Source organism: Streptomyces sp. HP-A2021, from assembly GCF_022807935.1.
Taxonomy (GTDB): domain Bacteria; phylum Actinomycetota; class Actinomycetes; order Streptomycetales; family Streptomycetaceae; genus Streptomyces; species Streptomyces afghaniensis.
This window is the reverse complement of the sequence record NZ_CP094344.1, coordinates 6,213,809-6,230,919: the sequence shown is the minus strand read 5'-3', so window position 1 is coordinate 6,230,919 and position 17,111 is coordinate 6,213,809. Positions and strand designations below refer to the sequence as shown.

General features: G+C 67.9%; 15 protein-coding genes. 11 read left to right on the top strand and 4 right to left on the bottom strand.

What is annotated here, in order from left to right; all coding sequences use genetic code 11:
• The first annotated feature begins 1 nt into the window (after position 1).
• Genes MQE23_RS28255 through MQE23_RS28225 form a run of 7 tightly spaced genes read left to right on the top strand, consistent with a single transcriptional unit; the run spans position 2 to position 7,236 of the window.
• On the top strand, positions 2 to 997 hold the full coding sequence (locus MQE23_RS28255) for a BtrH N-terminal domain-containing protein (protein ID WP_243380599.1): 996 nt from the start codon (positions 2 to 4) through the stop codon (positions 995 to 997).
• Positions 988 to 1,557, top strand: coding sequence for a hypothetical protein (locus MQE23_RS28250; protein WP_243380598.1), 570 nt, complete (start codon positions 988 to 990; stop codon positions 1,555 to 1,557). Before MQE23_RS28255 ends, MQE23_RS28250 begins: the two co-directional genes overlap by 10 nt.
• Entirely contained in the window at positions 1,530 to 3,140 is a 1,611-nt protein-coding gene (locus tag MQE23_RS28245) for a glycogen/starch synthase (protein WP_243380597.1), read from the top strand. Before MQE23_RS28250 ends, MQE23_RS28245 begins: the two co-directional genes overlap by 28 nt.
• Positions 3,137 to 3,709, top strand: a complete 573-nt coding sequence (locus tag MQE23_RS28240; protein WP_020277218.1) for an SIS domain-containing protein — start codon at positions 3,137 to 3,139, stop codon at positions 3,707 to 3,709. The genes MQE23_RS28245 and MQE23_RS28240 overlap by 4 nt, the downstream gene beginning before the upstream one ends.
• Entirely contained in the window at positions 3,706 to 4,281 is a 576-nt protein-coding gene (locus tag MQE23_RS28235; protein ID WP_037673892.1) for an HAD-IIIA family hydrolase, read from the top strand. Before MQE23_RS28240 ends, MQE23_RS28235 begins: the two co-directional genes overlap by 4 nt.
• The gene (gene galT / locus MQE23_RS28230; RefSeq protein WP_243380596.1) at positions 4,278 to 5,462 is read left to right on the top strand and encodes a galactose-1-phosphate uridylyltransferase; all 1,185 of its coding nucleotides are present in this window, start codon (positions 4,278 to 4,280) and stop codon (positions 5,460 to 5,462) included. Before MQE23_RS28235 ends, galT begins: the two co-directional genes overlap by 4 nt.
• Positions 5,463 to 5,469: 7 nt before the next feature.
• On the top strand, positions 5,470 to 7,236 hold the full coding sequence (locus MQE23_RS28225; RefSeq protein ID WP_347710146.1) for an ABC transporter ATP-binding protein: 1,767 nt from the start codon (positions 5,470 to 5,472) through the stop codon (positions 7,234 to 7,236).
• A 63-nt stretch (positions 7,237 to 7,299) separates the two neighbouring features.
• Here the strand turns inward: MQE23_RS28225 and MQE23_RS28220 are convergent, their stop codons facing one another.
• The 3 genes from MQE23_RS28220 to MQE23_RS28210 form a co-directional block, all read right to left on the bottom strand.
• Entirely contained in the window at positions 7,300 to 8,418 is a 1,119-nt protein-coding gene (locus MQE23_RS28220; protein WP_167338055.1) for an HTTM domain-containing protein, read from the bottom strand.
• Between the two features lie 158 nt (positions 8,419 to 8,576).
• Positions 8,577 to 9,260, bottom strand: a complete 684-nt coding sequence (locus MQE23_RS28215; RefSeq protein WP_037673895.1) for a DUF5819 family protein — start codon at positions 9,258 to 9,260, stop codon at positions 8,577 to 8,579.
• A gap of 1 nt (position 9,261) precedes the next feature.
• A complete protein-coding gene (locus MQE23_RS28210; protein WP_279345161.1) occupies positions 9,262 to 10,269 on the bottom strand; it encodes an LLM class flavin-dependent oxidoreductase in 1,008 nt (335 codons plus the stop codon).
• A gap of 433 nt (positions 10,270 to 10,702) precedes the next feature.
• On the opposite strand from MQE23_RS28210, the gene MQE23_RS28205 reads away from it, so the two are divergent.
• The 4 genes from MQE23_RS28205 to MQE23_RS28190 all read left to right on the top strand — a co-directional run bounded on the left by MQE23_RS28205 (position 10,703) and on the right by MQE23_RS28190 (position 15,467).
• A complete protein-coding gene (locus tag MQE23_RS28205) occupies positions 10,703 to 11,980 on the top strand; it encodes an extracellular solute-binding protein (protein ID WP_243380594.1) in 1,278 nt (425 codons plus the stop codon).
• A gap of 121 nt (positions 11,981 to 12,101) precedes the next feature.
• Positions 12,102 to 13,187, top strand: a complete 1,086-nt coding sequence (locus MQE23_RS28200; protein ID WP_243380593.1) for a LacI family DNA-binding transcriptional regulator — start codon at positions 12,102 to 12,104, stop codon at positions 13,185 to 13,187.
• Positions 13,163 to 14,506, top strand: coding sequence for a phosphomannomutase/phosphoglucomutase (locus tag MQE23_RS28195; protein ID WP_020277227.1), 1,344 nt, complete (start codon positions 13,163 to 13,165; stop codon positions 14,504 to 14,506). The genes MQE23_RS28200 and MQE23_RS28195 overlap by 25 nt, the downstream gene beginning before the upstream one ends.
• Positions 14,507 to 14,582: 76 nt before the next feature.
• Positions 14,583 to 15,467, top strand: coding sequence for a DUF4429 domain-containing protein (locus tag MQE23_RS28190; RefSeq protein WP_020277228.1), 885 nt, complete (start codon positions 14,583 to 14,585; stop codon positions 15,465 to 15,467).
• 57 nt (positions 15,468 to 15,524) lie between these two features.
• Here the strand turns inward: MQE23_RS28190 and MQE23_RS28185 are convergent, their stop codons facing one another.
• Entirely contained in the window at positions 15,525 to 17,084 is a 1,560-nt protein-coding gene (locus tag MQE23_RS28185) for a metallophosphoesterase family protein (protein ID WP_243380592.1), read from the bottom strand.
• Positions 17,085 to 17,111 lie beyond the last annotated feature (27 nt).

Genomic DNA, 17,111 nt, shown 5'->3' with positions numbered 1-17,111 from the left:
TGTGTTCACCGACCCGGGTTGTTCGCACGCGGCGCTCGGAACTCTGCTTCTGGACCGGCAGCCCGAGTCGGATCCAGCCTCGGTCCTCGGCTCGGCAGTCGGAACCCGCGCACGGCGGGAAAAGGGGTTCCTGCTGTTCAGGGATGTACTGTCGGGGCTGGTCGCGGCGATGGCGCGGCAGGGCCACCGCGTGGGCAGGGTCTCCTGCGCAGAGGCGGGAGCCAAGGAGGGTCTGGTCGAGGCGTTGCGCCGGCAGCGTCCTGTCGTGGTCGTCGCGGACACGTTCCACCTGGAGCACTTCTGGATGAACCACGGGAAGACCCATGCGCTTCACTCCCTGGTGGTGCGTGAGTACGATCCGGCCGATCGGACAGTCAGGCTGACGGATCCCGTCGATGTCGTCTTCCTGGACGAGCGCGTGTCACTGGCAGCTGTGGAGGCAGCCCTCTTCGGCTCGCACATCCGGCAGGAGTGGTTGTCCGTGGATGCCTGGGGCGTTCCCGTCACGGACGTTACGGCGCGCCCGGCGGACCTTTTCGATCACGTGGAGTCGCTCTCCGGTACAGGGGCGGACGAGTTCAGCGGAACGGAGCTGGTGGCCTTCCTCGAGGCCCGGCTGGATGATCTGTTCCTCCTCACCGGGCGAGCGCTTCGGGCGGCGGCCGCCCATCCGTGGTGGATCCCGCACCTGCAACTCGGGCTCTGGAACTACCACCACTCCCTGCGCTGGTTCACCCGCTATCTGAGGATCGGCGCAGCAACGGACGCGACCGGCGGTCCGGTACTGACGCGGGCTGCGGCGGCGGCTGAGCGGGCCTCCCAGGACGTCCTCGTGGTCCGTGCGCTGCTTCGGCACGGGGAGACCCGTGACCCGGACCGGACGATCCGCTACCGGGACGAGGTGGGGCGTCGGCTGGACCGGCTGGATTCGGATCTGCGGGCGGCGGCGGCCGCACTGGCCATCCGCGCCCATGGCGGAGAGGAAGAATGCCCGTGACCGGTATGGGCGATGTGATCGACTTGTCGGTTCATCGGAACAACGCCGCCTGCGCCTTTCCGGCAGTGGACCTCTTCGGCGGACTGGACGGCTTCGGCCGGTCCTACCCGGCTGAGGAGTTGGGCGGTCTGGCGGAGCTGATGGGCGGGCTGCCGGAGGACTGGGGGCGGGGCGCGGATGACAACCTGGAGTGCGACGGACAGGAGATCGTGCTTGCCGACCCCGTCCTGGCCGTGGGGATGGGAGTCCTCGGCGCCTGCTGCGGTGGCTCCTTCCGTGACGAGATCCAGCTCGTGGGCAGCGGCGGGTCGGATCACGGCGATCGCTTCACGTTCGCGCTCTCCGACTTCCTCGCGGTCCGGCCGGCCAACGGCGAACGTCTCGAAGTGATGTGTTCGACTCTCCGCGAGCACGGCCGGGATGTGCCCGGGCCACGGCCTCGGCTGTGGACGTCGTCGGCCGAGTTCCCGGACGCGGTCGAGATCGCGGCTCTGCGGCTGCCGGTGAATCCCTCGGTCCATCTCTTCGGTGCGTGGACGATACCGGCGGGCCGTCGATGAAGTGCCTCTACATCACTCAGGAAAGGGCTCCCTTCTTCTCCGAGGGGGGCCTGGGCCAGGCGTCCCGGACGCTGCCGGAACTGTTGCAGCGAGACCACGCGGCCACACACGACATCATCCTTCCCTGTTACCCGTGGCTGGTCTCCGAAGCAGGGCTGCGCACAGAACAGGTCACCGACCTGCCGCAGGTGACCGTCGCCGGGAAGACGGTGCGTCCGTCGGTGGAACGGCTGCTCGATCACGGAGGCGCCAACGACGTGTATCTGGTACGGGCCGACGCCTGGTTCGGTCGGGCCGGCATCTACCGTGACGCCGACTACGTGGAGTTCGCCGACGCCGCGCACCGGGCGGCGTTCTTCGGCTGGTGCGTGGCCCGGTGGGTCGAACTCGGCGCTCGCGCGTACGACCTCGTGCACGGCAACGACTGGCAGTCCGGTGCCGCCATGGCACACCTGAGATCGATGCGCGGCACGGATCGTTCACCCGCTCTGCTGATGAACGTTCACAATGGCGCTTATCAAGGGGCCCTGAGCAGCGACAGCGTCGCCACCCTCGCGCTGCCCCAGGAGTGGCAGGACTCCTTGCCGCGGGTGTCGCGGGGAGCGCCGAGCCTGCTCCTGCTGGGTCTGCTCGCCGCCGACGCGGCCACCACGGGCAGCATGAGCTACGCGGCCGAGATGGCGGACGAGTTCGCCGGTACACCGCTGGGCGCCGCCCTCGAGGCGCTGTCACCCAAGGGGATCATCGCGGGTGTGGACACGAGCGTCTGGGATCCGCAAGCCCTGGGGCGGACCACGCATCCCTATGCCAAGGACACCGTGGACGAGGGGAAGAAGCGCAACAAACGTGCCCTGCAGTCCCGCCTGGGCCTGGTGGAGCATCCCGGAATCCCGCTCTTCGGACTCTGCGCGCGACTCGTCGAGGACAAGGGAATCGACCTGGTCATCGACGCGATGACGCCCCTGCTGGGTGCTGACTCGGCCCAGCTCGTCGTCATCGGCCCCGGTGAGGTCCGCTTCCGTGACGCGCTGGTCGAGATCGGTTCCCGATACCCCGGCAGGGTCCACCTCAGTCCGCGGTTCGACCAGGGCCTTGCCTGGCAGGTCTATGCGGGATCCGATTTCACCCTGATGCCGTCCCGGTTCGAGCCGTGCGGGCTGAACCAGCTGATCGCGATGCGTTACGGCACCATCCCCGTCGTCACCGACGTGGGAGGGCTCGGTGACACGGTCGTCGACCTGGTCACGGATCCGGTGCGGGGTACCGGTTTCCACATCGCTCACGCCACCGCTGAGGCCGTTCAGGAGACGGTCGTGACCGCATCGCAGTGGTTGCACCGGCAGCCGGCCGAGGTACGGGCGGTGCGAGAGCGGTTGATGCAGCTCGACTGGTCCTGGTCCCGGACGGCACAGGAGACCGCACGGCTCTACCACCGCACGATCAACCGGCGGTTACCTACGCACCGCCGGGAATCCGGCAGCCCACGGCTTTCGGAGTACAGCCCATCTCACGAAGAGGCACCCTCTTGTCGACCCAGAGCTTCGACCCTCGACTCGCCATGCAGGCTTACCTTTCAAGCTTGACCGACGCGCTCGCACGCGTCTCGCTCGCAGACCTCGCCCGCGTGGCGAAGGAACTCGAGAGCGCATACGCCGCCGGACGGACGATCTACATCTGCGGCAACGGTGGCAGCGCGGCCACCGCGTCACACCTGGCCGTCGACCTCGCCAAGAGCACGCGTGCACCCGGAGCGCGACCCATCCGCGTGGTGTCCCTGGTCGACCATGTGGCCGCCCTCACGGCGTGGGCCAACGACGTCGGCTACGACTCCGTCTTCAGCGGACAGCTGGCCGGACTGGCCCAGGCGGGCGACGTGGTCATCGGCATCAGCGCGAGCGGCAACTCCCCGAACGTGCTTGCGGCGCTGCAGTACGCCAGGGACATCGGGGCCACGACGCTCGGGCTACTGGGACAAGGAGGCGGCCTTGCCCGCCGGTTGTGCGACGTCTGGGTGGAAGCTCCCGCTCCTTCGATCGAGGAGCAGGAAGACATTCACATGATGCTCGCGCACCTGTTGACCCGCAGTATGCGCACTGTCGTGCACGGTCAGCTCCCCGCTCTCGCCGGACAGGTCCAGGGGGCGGACGGATGAGCGGAAGACCCGCGGTGTTCCTCGACCGCGACGGCACCGTGACCGAGCCCCGGCACTACCCGAGCCGGCCGGATGACCTGGTGCTCGAGGCGGGCGTCGGCCCATCGCTGCGTCGGCTCCAGCAGCAAGGTGCCGCGCTCGTCGTGGTCACCAATCAGTCCGGAGTGGCCCGTGGACTGTTCACCGAGGCCCAGCTCCTGCTGATGCACGAACGGCTGCGTGATCTGCTCGCCGACCACGGCGTGACGCTGGACGGGATCTACTTCTGCCCGCACCATCGGGACGGCAGGGTCGAGGCGCTGGCGATCAGCTGCCGCTGCCGCAAACCCGAACCGGGTCTGCTCCTGCGCGCCGCGGTGGACTTGGGGATTCATCTCCAACGGTCCTGGATGGTCGGAGACTTCCTCAGCGACGTAGGGGCCGGGCACCGCGCCGGATGCCGGACGGCCCTCGTCGGACCGCTCGGCGCTCAGGACGTCCCGCCGTCCGGGCCCGCACCGGACCTGCGGACCGTCTCGACCGCGGAGGCGCTCCAGCGGATCAGTGACCATTTCGATGAGGAACCGTCATGACCACAGCCGCTGTCCGGCGACGGCATGCGTCGCTCGCGGACGGCAGGTCCGTCTATCTCTATGACGAGCGGGCTCAGCCGCTCCCCGTCTCACCCGACGCCCGGTGCCTGTCCCCCGGTGATCGGAGAGCGGAGTTGCGCTGGGACCCGACACTGGCGGAGTGGGTGGTGGTGGCCCCTCATCGAGCGGTTCGACCCAAGACGTCCGACCACACGGGCTGCCCGCTGTGCCCGAGCACCCCCACGGTGCCTTCGGAGATCCCCTGCGCCGATTACGACGTCGTGGTGTTCGAGAACCGGTTTCCGGCCCTGTCGGGGCGGTTCAGTGCGGGCGCGGCCGAGGCGGCGCAGCCGACCCGTCCGGCGGCCGGCCGGTGCGAGGTCGTGGTCTTCAGCAGCGCGCACGACCTGTCTCTGGCCCGGCTGAGCACGAGACGGGTGCGCACCGTCATCGATGCGTGGGTCGACCGGACGAAGTGTCTCAACGCAGTTGCCGGGGTGGAGCAGGTGGTGTGTTTCGAGAACCGCGGCACTCAGATCGGAGCGACACTCACCCACCCTCACGGTCAAATATATGCGTATCCGTTCATTCCAGCCAGGTTCGAACGCATGCTGCTCGTCGCGCGCGGTGCCCGTGATCGTGGTGACCGCTGTGTCCACTGCCAACTGGTGGAAAGTGAACTGCAATCCGCGGAGAGGGTGATCGGGGTCACGCGGCACTGGATCGCTTTCGTCCCGCCCGCAGCCCGGTGGCCCTACGAGGCTCGCCTCTACGCGCGAAGGCATGTCCCGGACCTCGCGGCCCTGGACGCGGACGAGCTGGACGACCTCGCCGAGGCCTACCGGTCGCTGCTTCGACGTTTCGAGACCGTTGCCACTGCGCCACTTCCCTACATGGCGCTCTGGGTCCAGGCAGCCGCAGGCGAGTCCAGGGACCTCACCCATCTGCACGCCCAGGTCTTCTCGGACCGCTCGGCCACGGGTGTCAAGCGTCTTGCGGCCGGTGAGCTGGGCGCTGGCGCCTGGGTCACAGAGGTGTGCCCCGAAGCCATGGCCGAGCGCTTGCGGGGCGCGCCGTCGGCCCACGGGCACGACAGCAGTGCGTCGGACGTGGTCCACGGGCGGAATGCCGCTCTGTCGATTTCCCCGTGCCAGCCCGGACAGCCGCCCCAGATTCCTTAGGACGATCATGCCCTCCCTTGAGAACTCCCGACTCGCCGACGGCTGGAATGTCGGCCCGGCCCGCATGCTCGTGCGCCTTCTGCGCGGGGACCGCGTCCGCGTGCTGCTGGCCGTCCTGGTCTTCTTCGCCAAGAACAGTCCCGCCTGGCTCTTCCCTCTGGTCACGGCCAATCTGATCGATGTCGTCGTCGAGCACCGGCCCGCTTCGGAACTGGGCCTCAACCTTCTCCTGATCCTGGCCATGCTGCTGCTCAATGTCCCGCTGCATGTCCTCTACGTCCGTCTGCTCTACGGAAGCACCCGGCGGCTGAGCCTGGCCATCCGGTCCGCGCTGAGCCGTCGCCTGCAGGAGCTGTCTCTGGGCTACTACACCAAAACCAGCGCGGGCGTATTGCAGACCAAGGTCATGCGAGATGTGGAGGGCATCGAGCAGAGTTTGCGCCAGGTCGGGGACCAGGGGCTCGGAGCCGTCACCACGTTGATCGGCGGACTGGTCGTCGTATCGGTACGGGCGCCGGTCTTCCTGCCTGCCGCCGTGCTCGTCGTCCCCGCCACTGCGATGCTCGTCGTGTGGAGCAGGGAGCGGATGCGTCGGCACAACAAGGCGTTCCGCATGGCGACCGAGCAGCTCGCGGCCCGGGTGTCCGAAACGACGACGCTGATCCCGATCACGCGGGCGCACGGCGTGGAGGCGACCGCGATCAGCCGTGTCGAAGGTTCGCTCCAGGACACGCTGATGGCGGGGCGGCGCCTGGATGCGCTCAACGCCCGTTTCGCGGCCACGACGTGGACCGTTTACAACCTCATCAGTGCAGGCTGCCTGTCCGCGGCCGCCGCCTGCGCGTACTACGCCTGGACTGATGTGACTCCTGGGACACTGGTCCTGATCAGCGTGTATTTCGCCTCGCTCACCCACTCGGTGGGTACGCTGCTGGGCCTCGCCCCGATCATCGGACGAGGACTTGAGTCGGTCCGGTCGGTCGGCGAGGTGTTCAGAACCTCGGAACTCGAGCCGAACGCCGGCAAGGCCGGCGTCACGTCCGTCGAGGGGCACGTGGAGTTCCGCAGCGTCTCGTTCGTGTACCCGGAGTCGAGTGAGCCGGCCCTTGTCGACTTCAGTCTGTCGGTTCGGCCCGGGGAGACCGTGGCCGTCGTCGGGCCCTCCGGGGCCGGGAAGTCCACCGCGCTCAATCTGCTCATCGGGTTCATCCAGCCGACCAGCGGCCGGATCATGGTGGACGGCACCGACATGGCAGAGCTGGATCTGAGGAGTTTCCGCCGGTTCATCGCCACGGTGCCCCAGGACGTGGTCCTTTTCGACGGCACGGTCCGCGACAACGTGCTGTACGGCCTCGACGGGGTGTCGGACAGCACCCTGCGGAACGCTCTGCGGGACGCCAACGCGCTGGAGTTCACGGAGCGGTTGCCAGGCGGTCTCGACACCGTGATCGGTGAACGCGGTACCCGTCTGTCGGGCGGTCAGAAGCAGCGGCTGGCGATCGCCCGCGCACTGGTGCGTGACCCCCGGGTGCTGCTGCTGGACGAGGCCACCTCGGCACTGGACGCCCAGTCCGAGGCGCTGGTGCAGGAGGCCTTGTCCCGCTTGGTCTCCGGCCGCACGGTTTTCGTGGTCGCCCACCGGCTCTCCACGGTGCGCAACGCGGATCGGATCGTGGTCCTGAAGGAGGGGCGCATCGTGGAGGTCGGCACCCACGAGGGCCTGATCGAGCAGGACGGTGCGTATGCCAGCCTGCAGGCCGCGCAGATGGTCTGACGGACGGCGCCGAAGGGACGGACGGCCTGGCTTCCGCGTCACGCGGGAGCCAGGCCTTTGCGGTTACCGCTGTGTCTTCTGGCGGATCAGCCTCTTCCGGAGCCGGGACAGCGCCTCGGCCGCGCGGAGCAGGGACCGGGTCGGCAGGAACACGGCATCGGCCGCGATCATGGCGAGTGAGAAGAACGGAAGGCCGAGCAGTACACCCATGCACGTGTGCTCGACCATCAGCGCGGCGAGCAGTGCCTTCTTGCAGCGGCTGTTGAACACCAGGAACGGGAAGGCGACCTGAAGCAGCACCGTTCCGTAGGTGATGAGGAACACCACATGCGAGTCGGCGGTCAGGGCGTGGGAGAGCGCCGGCCAGGGGCTGTAGTAGGCAAGGTGGAGCGGGTAGTAGACGGCCGTGCCGTCCTCCCACAGCGGTCCTTGGATCTTGTACCAGCCGGCTACGGAGTAGATCAGGCACACTTCCACGGCGATCACCGCCATCGCGCAGTTGTGCACCATCACGCCCACGCCATCGAGGACGGCCTGGAGATCACGGTTGCGGTTCAGTCGCTCGAACCCATAGGTGAGTCCTGCGCACGCCCAGAACGTCCAGAGCACGGCTGCCCATCCGTGCAGCGACAGCCAGCCGGTCGGGGCGCCCCAGGCGAGCATTCCCCCGGAGAGGCCGGACAGCTGCGCACAAGCCAGGAGGCCACCCGACAACACCCACAGAACTGGCCCCGAGCGGCCCGGTACGGATCGTGGCAGTCGAGTGTCGGCAGAGCCCCCGGGCATGCGCCTCCTGCGGCGTGCGTCCAGTGACCACACCTCTCCACAGCGGGTGAGGACCAGGTAGATCGCCATCAGATGCAGCACACCGTCGCCACCGTCCGCGACGAACATGTTGCGGTTCTCGACCGACAGCACCATCAGCATGAACAGGACGGACATCGTGCGGGTGTGCCATCCGAGGAAGAGCAGCACACTGACGACGATGGCCGCCATGTAGAGGCTTTCGAACCACCACCTGCTGGTCGACCAGGTGAACATCGTGAACCCGTGCCGCTGGGACAGGAACTGCTGCGCGAGCTCGATGCTCAGGGGACTGCGGTCTCCGTACAGCACCCGGCGATGGGTCCACTCCCGGATCAGGTAAGCCCCGAAGACCAGCGAGAAGCCCATGCGTGCCACTGCGGCCTGATGAGTCGCCAGGGCCGTCCGGCTGAAAGAGAACCAGGTGCGCCTGGCGACCGCCGCATACCGGGACCAGCGACCTGACCGTGTTCCGGCCACCGCTGGTCCGGTAGAGCGCGGACCCCCGTCCGCCTCCTCAAGAACCGGAGTGACGCTCACTCGATCCCCCTGTAGTCCGCGTCGGTCACGCTCCACCAGGGAAGTGTTCTGGGTCGCGTGAGGTCCCGCCCCACAGCCGCTCCCCAGTCCGGCACCGGCACGGGCGCCACCGTCTCCTGGAGTTCCACGCGGGCTATGGGCTGCCCCTTCCAGTCACGGCCGAGACGTTGCAGCGCGACGCGCTTCAGATATTCCGCCGCGACATCCGCATCGGGGCTGGTCGGCGTCTCTCTCAGCGGTTGGTGCGTCCGGGCGTAGAACTCCCATGCCCGCTGCACCATCAACTGGTCCTCGTGGCTCGGGGCCAGACTGTGCAGGATGTTTCTGACGTCCGTCCCCGTCAGCTCCACCCAGCGTGAAGCGGAGCGGGCGTCCGGCGATTCCGGGGCCGTCTGCACGCGGGCCTGAACCGATATGTTGTTCTGGATCGGATCAGGGGCGAACAACTCCCAGTTCTGCTCGAATTCAGGACGGATATGACTGTCCACTTGCTTTTTGTACGTGCGTGTCATCGAGTTGTCCGGAGTGACGTAGAGGACGACCGCGGCCAAGTGCCATACAGAAGTCAGAACGATGAGAACAGCCAGAACAACGATGACGAATCGCGCCGTCCGGGAGGCCTCGGGCTCGGCCGGTACCGCTGCGACCGGGGGTTCGAAATCAATGTGGCGTCGCGTCATCTCATACCTCCTGACGGCTTCTCAGGAGTCGCGTCACCGGAGCCAGGTGCTCGAACTCCGCACGTTCGAACGCTCCGGCGACGATAATGGTGCGGACACCCGACGCGAGGTAGGCGTCCAGATAGCCGGCCACCTGTTCGTGGCTGCCCACCAGAGTGGGGCAGGTGGCGGCGCCGACGAGGAAGGGCCCGGTCCAGTACACGCCGCCGGGGGTGGCCAACTCTTCCGGAGCCGTTGCCAGACGGCGTATCCAGTCCGACTCCGACCGCTGCTTGAATTTCGTCTGAACCGCACCGGTCCGTGTGCTCGGATAACGGGAAATCGCTGCTTGCCAGGCCTGTTCGCCGGTTTCTCGCGCGATCAGTTCGACTCGTATCGCCCGGGACGGCCCGCTGAGGTGTGATGTTTCCGCGCGGTACTGATCGGCCGGCCCTGGGTGCGTCACCAGTGTGTCACCGACCTTCTGGGCGGCAGTCCTGCACGCGGGCGATGATCCGGCGACGAACACCTCGGGGCGGAGGTCTTCCTCGTCGATTCGGGAGAACGCCTGAACTCCGCGCAGTTCATAGTGCTTTCCCGAGTAGGTCAGTCGATCGTCGGAGGAGAGCAGGGCCTGGACGATCTGCATGTACTCGGTTGCACGTTCGTAGCGCTCATCATGGGACAGCTCGTCCCCGACGCGAGAGAGTTCGCTCGGGGCCGCTCCGGTGATCAGATTCAGATCGATTCGCCGCTGGTAGAGCGCCACCAGCGTTCTGATCATCTTGGCCAGCGCGACCGGGGAGTACGCGTACGGCTGGGCCGCCACCAGCGGAACGATACGCCGAGTGCTCTGAACAATAGCGCCGGCGAGAATCCACGGGTCGAGGTCGTGATGATTGTGGAAAACAAGAATTCCGTCATATCCGAACTCCTCGGCTGTCCGCGAGAAGTCCGCCACTTGCCCACGCGTGCCAGGGGAAGGCCGAGTCCGCGGAGCCGTGGCATACAGTCTGAGGCGTGAGGGCATGAGAGCTCCCTGGAGCGCATTGAGTGGGGCGATGCTGCCTGGCCTGGCGACTGCCGCGCCGCGCCCATAGGGGGTCCCGAACTCGTTGTCCAAGCGGAGTTGTCAGGTGAGTGCGCCCGCCGGCCTCAGCGCTGTGAGTCAGGCGTGAGGACTGTAGGGGTGACGTCGGCGCCGTCACAAGAGCACTTTCGCCAGTTGCTGGAAGTTGCAGCCGTGCGCGACGCGCGAGGACCGGCGAGGAATCATTTGCCGCTCAGTGCATGAATTGGTCGTCACGCCCAAGCAAAAGTTGCAGAAAATTGCAGTAATGCTTTCTGTGTCTGGTGCATCCTGTTAGCTTCGGCCCTCGAGCGACCAGGCGAGGGCCGGCATTTTCACCAGGATCCTCCCGCCCCTCCGCTCGACACCCACCCACCCATATCTAGGAGTTCTCATGCGGCGCGGCATCGCGGCCTCCGCCCTCGCTCTGATCCTGGCGTGCTCCCTCACCGCCTGCGGCGGCAGCGACCAGGCCAGCGGCTCCTCCGGCAACCCGGCCAAGGACGGCGGCACAGTCACCTGGTGGGACACTTCTGACGCCAAGGCGGAGGCTCCGACGTACCGGGCGATCGTCGCGGACTTCGAGGCGAAGTACCCGAAGATCAAGGTCAACTACGTCAACGTCCCGTTCGCGGACGCCCAGAACAGGATCAGCACCGCGTTCTCCACCGGCAGCGACGCCCCCGACGTGATCCGTTCCGAGGTGGGGTGGACCCCTGAGCTGGCGGCCCAGCACTACCTGCGACCGCTTGACGGCACCCCGGCACTGGTCGGCGCCAAGGACTTCCTGCCGAATCCCGCTGCGGCCACCAGGTACGAGGGCAAGACCTACGCCGTCCCGCAGGTCACCGACACGATGGCGCTCTTCTACAACAAGAGGATGTTCGCCGCCGCCGGGATCGACCACCCTCCGGTCACCGTCGACGAACTCGAGACGGACAGCGCCCTGATCAAAAAGAAGCTCGGGAAGACCGGCTTCTACCTGAGGGGTGACGACGCCTACTGGACCCTGCCCTTCATCTACGGCGAGGGCGGCGACCTGGTCGATGCCGACACCAAGACCGTCACCGTGGACAACGCGGCCGGCATCAGGGCTTTCAAGGTCATCAAGGGCTTGGTCGACTCGGGCGCGGCCAAGACCTCACTCACCGACGGCTGGACGAAGATGATGTCGGACTTCCAGGCCGGCGACGTGGCGATGATGATCAACGGGCCGTGGGCCCTGTCCACCGTCCGCAAGGGCGGCGGCGCCTTCGCCGCTCCCTCCAACCTCGGCATCGCCGTCGTTCCGGCCGGCAGCGCCGGGCAGGGCGCGCCACAGGGTGGCCAGTCCTACGCCGTGTACGCGAACAGCAAGAACATCGCCGCATCCGAGCTGTTCGTGCAGTACATGTCCTCCAGCGAGGTACAGGCCAAGATCACCAAGGCGCTTGGGGTGCTGCCCACCCGCAAGTCGGTCTGGGCCCGGCCCGACATCGCCTCGATCGACTCGGTGAAGTCCTTCAAGAAGGCCATCGACAAGGTCCACCAGCGCCCTTGGATCCCCGAGGGCGACTCTCTGTTCGCTCCGCTGGCGACCGAGTACGCCGCCTTGCTCTCCGGCAAGGAGAGTCCGCAGTCGGCGGCCAGGAACACCGGCGACGCCTACCGCAAGAACTTGGGCTGGAAGTAGGGGACGCGCGCGCCATGGCTGCTGTGCACACGAACCGCTCTGGGCCGGCCGCCGCCGACCTCGACGCCGGTGACGAGCGGGGTGCTCCTTCCGATCAGTACAAGCTGGTGGGTGGTCCGACATGGGTGCGATAGGCCCGCCGGTCGCGGCGAGGACACGCCTCTCGGATATCGCGGCCCAGGCGGGAGTCAGCGAGGCCACCGTCAGCCGCGCCCTCAACGGCAAGGCGGGTGTATCCGCGGCCACCCGCCGGAGCGTCCTGGCTGCAGTCGATGCCCTGGGCCTGGCGACTTCGCGGCTCAAAGCGCGGACGGCACGCCTGGTCGCAGTGATCACCCCGGAGCTCAGCAATCCGGGTTTCCCCGTCTTCGCCCAGGTCATCGGGCAGAGCCTGAGGCGACGTGGCTACGCGTCAGTGCTCTGCGCCCAGACGCAGGGCGGGCGCGCCGACGACGAGCTGGTGGATGTGCTCGTCAATCGCGGAGTGGTCGGCGTCATCTTCGTCTCCGGAGCGCACGCCGACACCAGCGCCGACCACGACCGGTACGCCAAACTGCTGAGCCGCAAGGTGCCGTTCGTGTCGATCAACGGCTACGGCGAGCGCATCCCGGCGCCGTTCATCTCGACCGACGACCGGGCCGGGATGGGGATGGCGGTCCGGCACTTGACCGAGATGGGCCACGAGCGGATCGGCCTGGCGGTCGGCCAGCGCTGTGACGTGCCGGTGCAGCGCAAGATCGAGGGCTTCGCCGCAGCCCTCCTCGATCTGCTCGGTCGCACGGAAGAACAGGCCGACGAATGGATCCGCCAAACGCTGTTCACGGTCGAGGGCGGACACGCAGGCGCCGACTCCCTGCTGGACATGGGATGCACGGCGATCGTCTGCGGGAGTGATCAGATGGCTCTGGGCGCGATTCGCGCGGTGCGCCGGCGGGGGCTCTCGGTCCCCCGGGACATCTCGGTGATCGGCTTCGATGACTCGCCTTTGATCGCCCTCACCGATCCACCGCTCACCACCATCCGCCAGCCCGTCGAGGCCATGGCCACCGCCGCGGTCGATGCGCTGGTGGAGGAGGTGACGGGTGGCTCAGTCCAGCTGAACGAGTTCGTCTTCCAGCCCGAACTCGTTGTGCGCGGCTCCACCACGACGTGCCGGCTGTCCGCAGGTCCGGAAGGCAGGTCATGCCCGACTACTCCCGCCTGGTGAAGGCGTACGACATCCGCGGCGAGGTTCCCTCACAGCTGAACGCCGACATCCTCGGCAGGGTCGGTGCCCTGTTCATTCGCCTCACCCGAGCGGAGCACATCGTCATAGCCCGCGACATGCGCTCCACCTCTCCCGAACTGGCCGAGGCTTTCGCGGCCGGGGCCATCGGCGCCGGGGCCGATGTCATCGACGCCGGGCTCGGCTCCACCGACTACCTGTACTACTGCTCGGGCAGCCTCGGCCTGCCCGGGGCCATGATCACCGCCAGCCACAACCCGGCCCGGGACAACGGGGTCAAGCTTTGCCGAGCCGGGGCCGCTCCGATCGGCGAGGACACCGGCCTGGCCCAGATCCGCACCTGGCTCGAGACCGATGACATCCCCGCCCCGGCGGCCACGACCGGCTCCCTCACCCGGCGTGAGATGCTCGCCGACTACGCGGCCCATCTCAACTCGCTGGTGGATCTGTCGGGGAACCGCCGCCTGAAAGTCGTTGCCGACGCGGGGAACGGCATGGCCGGCCACACGGCCCCGGCAGTCCTGGCCGGACTGCCGATCGAACTGGTCCCGCTCTACTTCACGCTGGACGGCACCTTCCCGAACCATGAGGCCAACCCGTTGGATCCGAAGAATCTGACCGACCTTCAGCAACTGGTCACGCAGTGCGGCGCGGACATCGGCCTGGCCTTCGACGGTGACGCCGACCGGTGCTTCTTCATAGATGAGAAAGGCCAGGCCGTCTCTCCGTCCGCGATCGTCGGTCTGGTCGGCGCCCGCGAGCTGATCAGGAACCCCGGATCGGCGATCGTCCACAACGTCATCACCTCCGCCGCCGCCGTGGAGATCATTCGCGAGCACGGCGGTACTCCCGTCCGCTCCCGTGTCGGCCATTCGTTCATGAAGGCCCTGATGGCTGACCATGACGCGGTGTTCGGCGGTGAGCACTCCGGGCACTACTACTTCCGTGACTTCTGGCGGGCCGACACGGGCATGCTCGCCGCACTGCATGTCCTGGCCGCCCTGGGCGAGCAGGACGAGTGCACTCTGTCCGAGCTGGTCGCCGAGTACTCGCGCTACGTCGCCTCAGGGGAGATCAGCCTCGAGGTCGCCGATGTGACCGGCGCCCTCGACGAGGTCGAGGCCGCCTTCCGGCACGTCGAGGCTGATCGACTGGACGGTCTCACCGTGAACCTCGGCGACGGCCGGTGGTTCAACCTCCGCCCCTCCAACACCGAACCGCTGCTGCGGCTCAACGTCGAAGCCTTCGACGAGCAGTCCATGACGACCCTGCGGGACGAAGTCCTCGCTCTGCTCCGCTGAGGGGAACGGCTCCGTGCCGTTGAGCCCCAAGAGGTCTGGACCACTCTCTCGTGAGACCGGTGGAACAATCCACCCCATGGCGGAAATCATCCAGAAGGACGGCACATGGGCCTTCGACGGCGACGCCCTGCGGCTGACCCCCGGGCGGGACAGGAACGTCAGTCTGCTGCGCAGGGAGCTGGGTGAACTGGTCGTCCCGCTGGGGGCGTTGGCCGGGATCTCCTTCGAGCAGGGCAAGAAGGCCGGGCGGCTCAGGCTCCGCCTGCGCGACGGCGCCGACCCGCTGCTGCACGCCACGGGCGGCCGGCTCACCGAACCCCACGACCCGTACCAGCTGATCGTCGAGTCCGACCGCTACGGCGTCGCCGAGTACTTCACGGACGAGGTCCGTAACGCCCTGCTCCTGGACCAGGTGCCGAGCGAACCGGTGGACGAGTACCTGCTGCCGGGCCCCTCCGTCCCCCTGTCGGTCTCCGCCGGAGACGGCACCGCCGGCTTCGACGGCGAGCGCATACGCCTGGAGTGGAACTGGAAGACGGAGGACGCCAAGGCCGCCGCCGGTGCCCGCACGCTCACGCTCACCGACATCACGGGCGTGGAGTGGCAGCCGGCCGCCGGCCTGGAGAACGGCTACCTCCGCTTCACCGTGCGGAACGCGCCCACCAAGGCCCCGCCCAAGTACGACCCCAACGCCGTGGAGCTGTGGGGCTTCAAGAAGGACCCGCTGATGGCGCTGGTCGCGGCGGCGGTCCAGGCCAGGCTTCCGCACCCGGCCCGGGCCGCCGCCACCGAGGTGCGGGACGCGCGACCGGAACTGCCTTCTCCCCCGGTCGCGTCCGCCGAGGACGATCACGACGCCCTGTTGCGCCGCCTGCGCGAGCTCGGCGAACTGCACCGCACGGGCGTACTGACGGACGACGAGTTCGCGCTGGCCAAACAGGCGATCCTCAAGCGGATGTAGCGCCACAGGGCACCCTGGGAACACCCGGGGAAGCCCCCGGGACGCTGCCCACGGGCGCTACTTCGCCCGGCGCGCCACCGTGAAGTGGTCCACCTGGTCACCGGTCTCGGCGATGCCGCGCACCGTCAGCGTGGCGAGGTGCCCCTTCGGCGCGGGGGTGACGTCCACGCGCAGGAAGGAGTAGTCGAGGTAGCGCACCCGGGACCAGGTGACGGTCTCGTTCTGCTTGCCGCCCTTGACGTTGACGAACGAGGACACGGAGTCCACGTCGTGCTCGTTGCCCTCGTACGACAGCGGGGCGCTGAACGCGTAGAGGCTGCGGCCCGCCGCACCGGCCGTCACGTACACCACGCCGTCGGTCTCGGGGTAGGCCGTGCCGCCGATCGGGAGCTTCCTGGTGACCTTGTCGCCCTTGATGACGTCGGTGCGCTCGTACTGGTGGTTGTGGCCGTTGATGACCAGGTCCACGGTGTACTTCTCGAACAGCGGCACCCACTCCTGCCGGACCCCGCCCTCGGAGGCGTGGGAGGTGGAGGTGCAGTAGGCGCAGTGGTGGAAGAACACGACGATGAAGTCGATGTCGGGCGCGGCCCGGTACTTCTTCAGCTGGGCTTCGAGCCACGTGGTCTGGGTGCCGCCCGAGATGCCGAGGTTGGCCGGGATCTCGAAGGAGATGTCGTTGGCGTCGAGCGAGATGACCGCCGTGTTGCCGTAGGTGAAGGAGTAGACGCCGGGGAGGTTCTTCTTGTCGGGGCCGTTGTCCGGGAGGGTCCAGCGCGCCTCCTCGCCGCCGTAGCCGTTGGGCGAGTACCAGGCCTCCATGTCGTGGTTGCCGTAGGCGGGCATCCAGGGCACGGACTTGGCGACGGACTCGGTCTGGGCGAGGAACTGGTCCCACACGCGCGAGTCGAAGCCGGTGTCGTCGGTCCTGCCCTGGCCGGTGGGGTCGCCGTATGCGATGTCGCCGGCGTGCAGGTGGAAGGCCGGGTTCTGGCCGAGGAGGAGGCTGTTGTTGGCGAGCGCGTGGTAGCTGACGCCCTCGTCGCCGAAGGCCGTGAAGGTGAACGGCGTCTTGCGCGCGGGGGCGGTGGTGAAGGTGCCGAGGGTGCCCAGCAGGTGCGGCTCGGCCGGGTCGAAGCCCTGGTGGCCGACGCCGTAGTAGTACGTCCGGCCCGGGCGCAGGTGGGTCAGCTTGGCGTGGACGTAGTACTGGGTGTGGTTGCCGCTCGCGCCGACCCCGGCGGGCGTGAAGAGGCTGCGGACCTCGGCGTCGATCTTCCGGGAGAGGTCCCAGGGGTGGGCGCCGATGCGGATGAACGGCTTCTTGACGGCGACCGGGACCTGCCAGGAGACGGTCATCTCCGTGCGCGGGTCGGTGCCGTAGGCGAGGTGGCGGCCGAAGGGTGCCACGTGGGCGCCGTCGACGGTCTCGGTGCTCGGCCGCCCGCTCGGAACGGCGGCCTGGGCGGTGGCGCCCGGCACGAACGCGCCACCGGTGACGGCGCCGAGCGTGACGGCACCGCCTCTGATCATCGTGCGCCGGGAGAACCTGGCGCGCAGGTACTCGTGCTGCTCGGCCATGCTCATGCGCTCGGCGAGCCGCTCGGGTACGCCCATACGAGGAGTGTCCATGGCGTCCAAAAA

Excerpts from the sequence above, each read along its gene's own strand:
- MQE23_RS28250 (WP_243380598.1), top strand. The coding sequence starts at position 988 with ATGCCCGTGACCGGTATGGGCGATGTGATCGACTTGTCGGTTCATCGG.
- MQE23_RS28235 (WP_037673892.1), top strand. The coding sequence starts at position 3,706 with ATGAGCGGAAGACCCGCGGTGTTCCTCGACCGCGACGGCACCGTGACC.
- galT (WP_243380596.1), top strand. The coding sequence starts at position 4,278 with ATGACCACAGCCGCTGTCCGGCGACGGCATGCGTCGCTCGCGGACGGC.
- MQE23_RS28225 (WP_347710146.1), top strand. The coding sequence starts at position 5,470 with ATGCCCTCCCTTGAGAACTCCCGACTCGCCGACGGCTGGAATGTCGGC.
- MQE23_RS28215 (WP_037673895.1), bottom strand. The coding sequence starts at position 9,260 with ATGACGCGACGCCACATTGATTTCGAACCCCCGGTCGCAGCGGTACCG.
- MQE23_RS28210 (WP_279345161.1), bottom strand. The coding sequence starts at position 10,269 with ATGCCCTCACGCCTCAGACTGTATGCCACGGCTCCGCGGACTCGGCCT.
- MQE23_RS28205 (WP_243380594.1), top strand. The coding sequence starts at position 10,703 with ATGCGGCGCGGCATCGCGGCCTCCGCCCTCGCTCTGATCCTGGCGTGC.
- MQE23_RS28200 (WP_243380593.1), top strand. The coding sequence starts at position 12,102 with ATGGGTGCGATAGGCCCGCCGGTCGCGGCGAGGACACGCCTCTCGGAT.
- MQE23_RS28195 (WP_020277227.1), top strand. The coding sequence starts at position 13,163 with ATGCCCGACTACTCCCGCCTGGTGAAGGCGTACGACATCCGCGGCGAG.
- MQE23_RS28190 (WP_020277228.1), top strand. The coding sequence starts at position 14,583 with ATGGCGGAAATCATCCAGAAGGACGGCACATGGGCCTTCGACGGCGAC.
- MQE23_RS28185 (WP_243380592.1), bottom strand. The coding sequence starts at position 17,084 with ATGGGCGTACCCGAGCGGCTCGCCGAGCGCATGAGCATGGCCGAGCAG.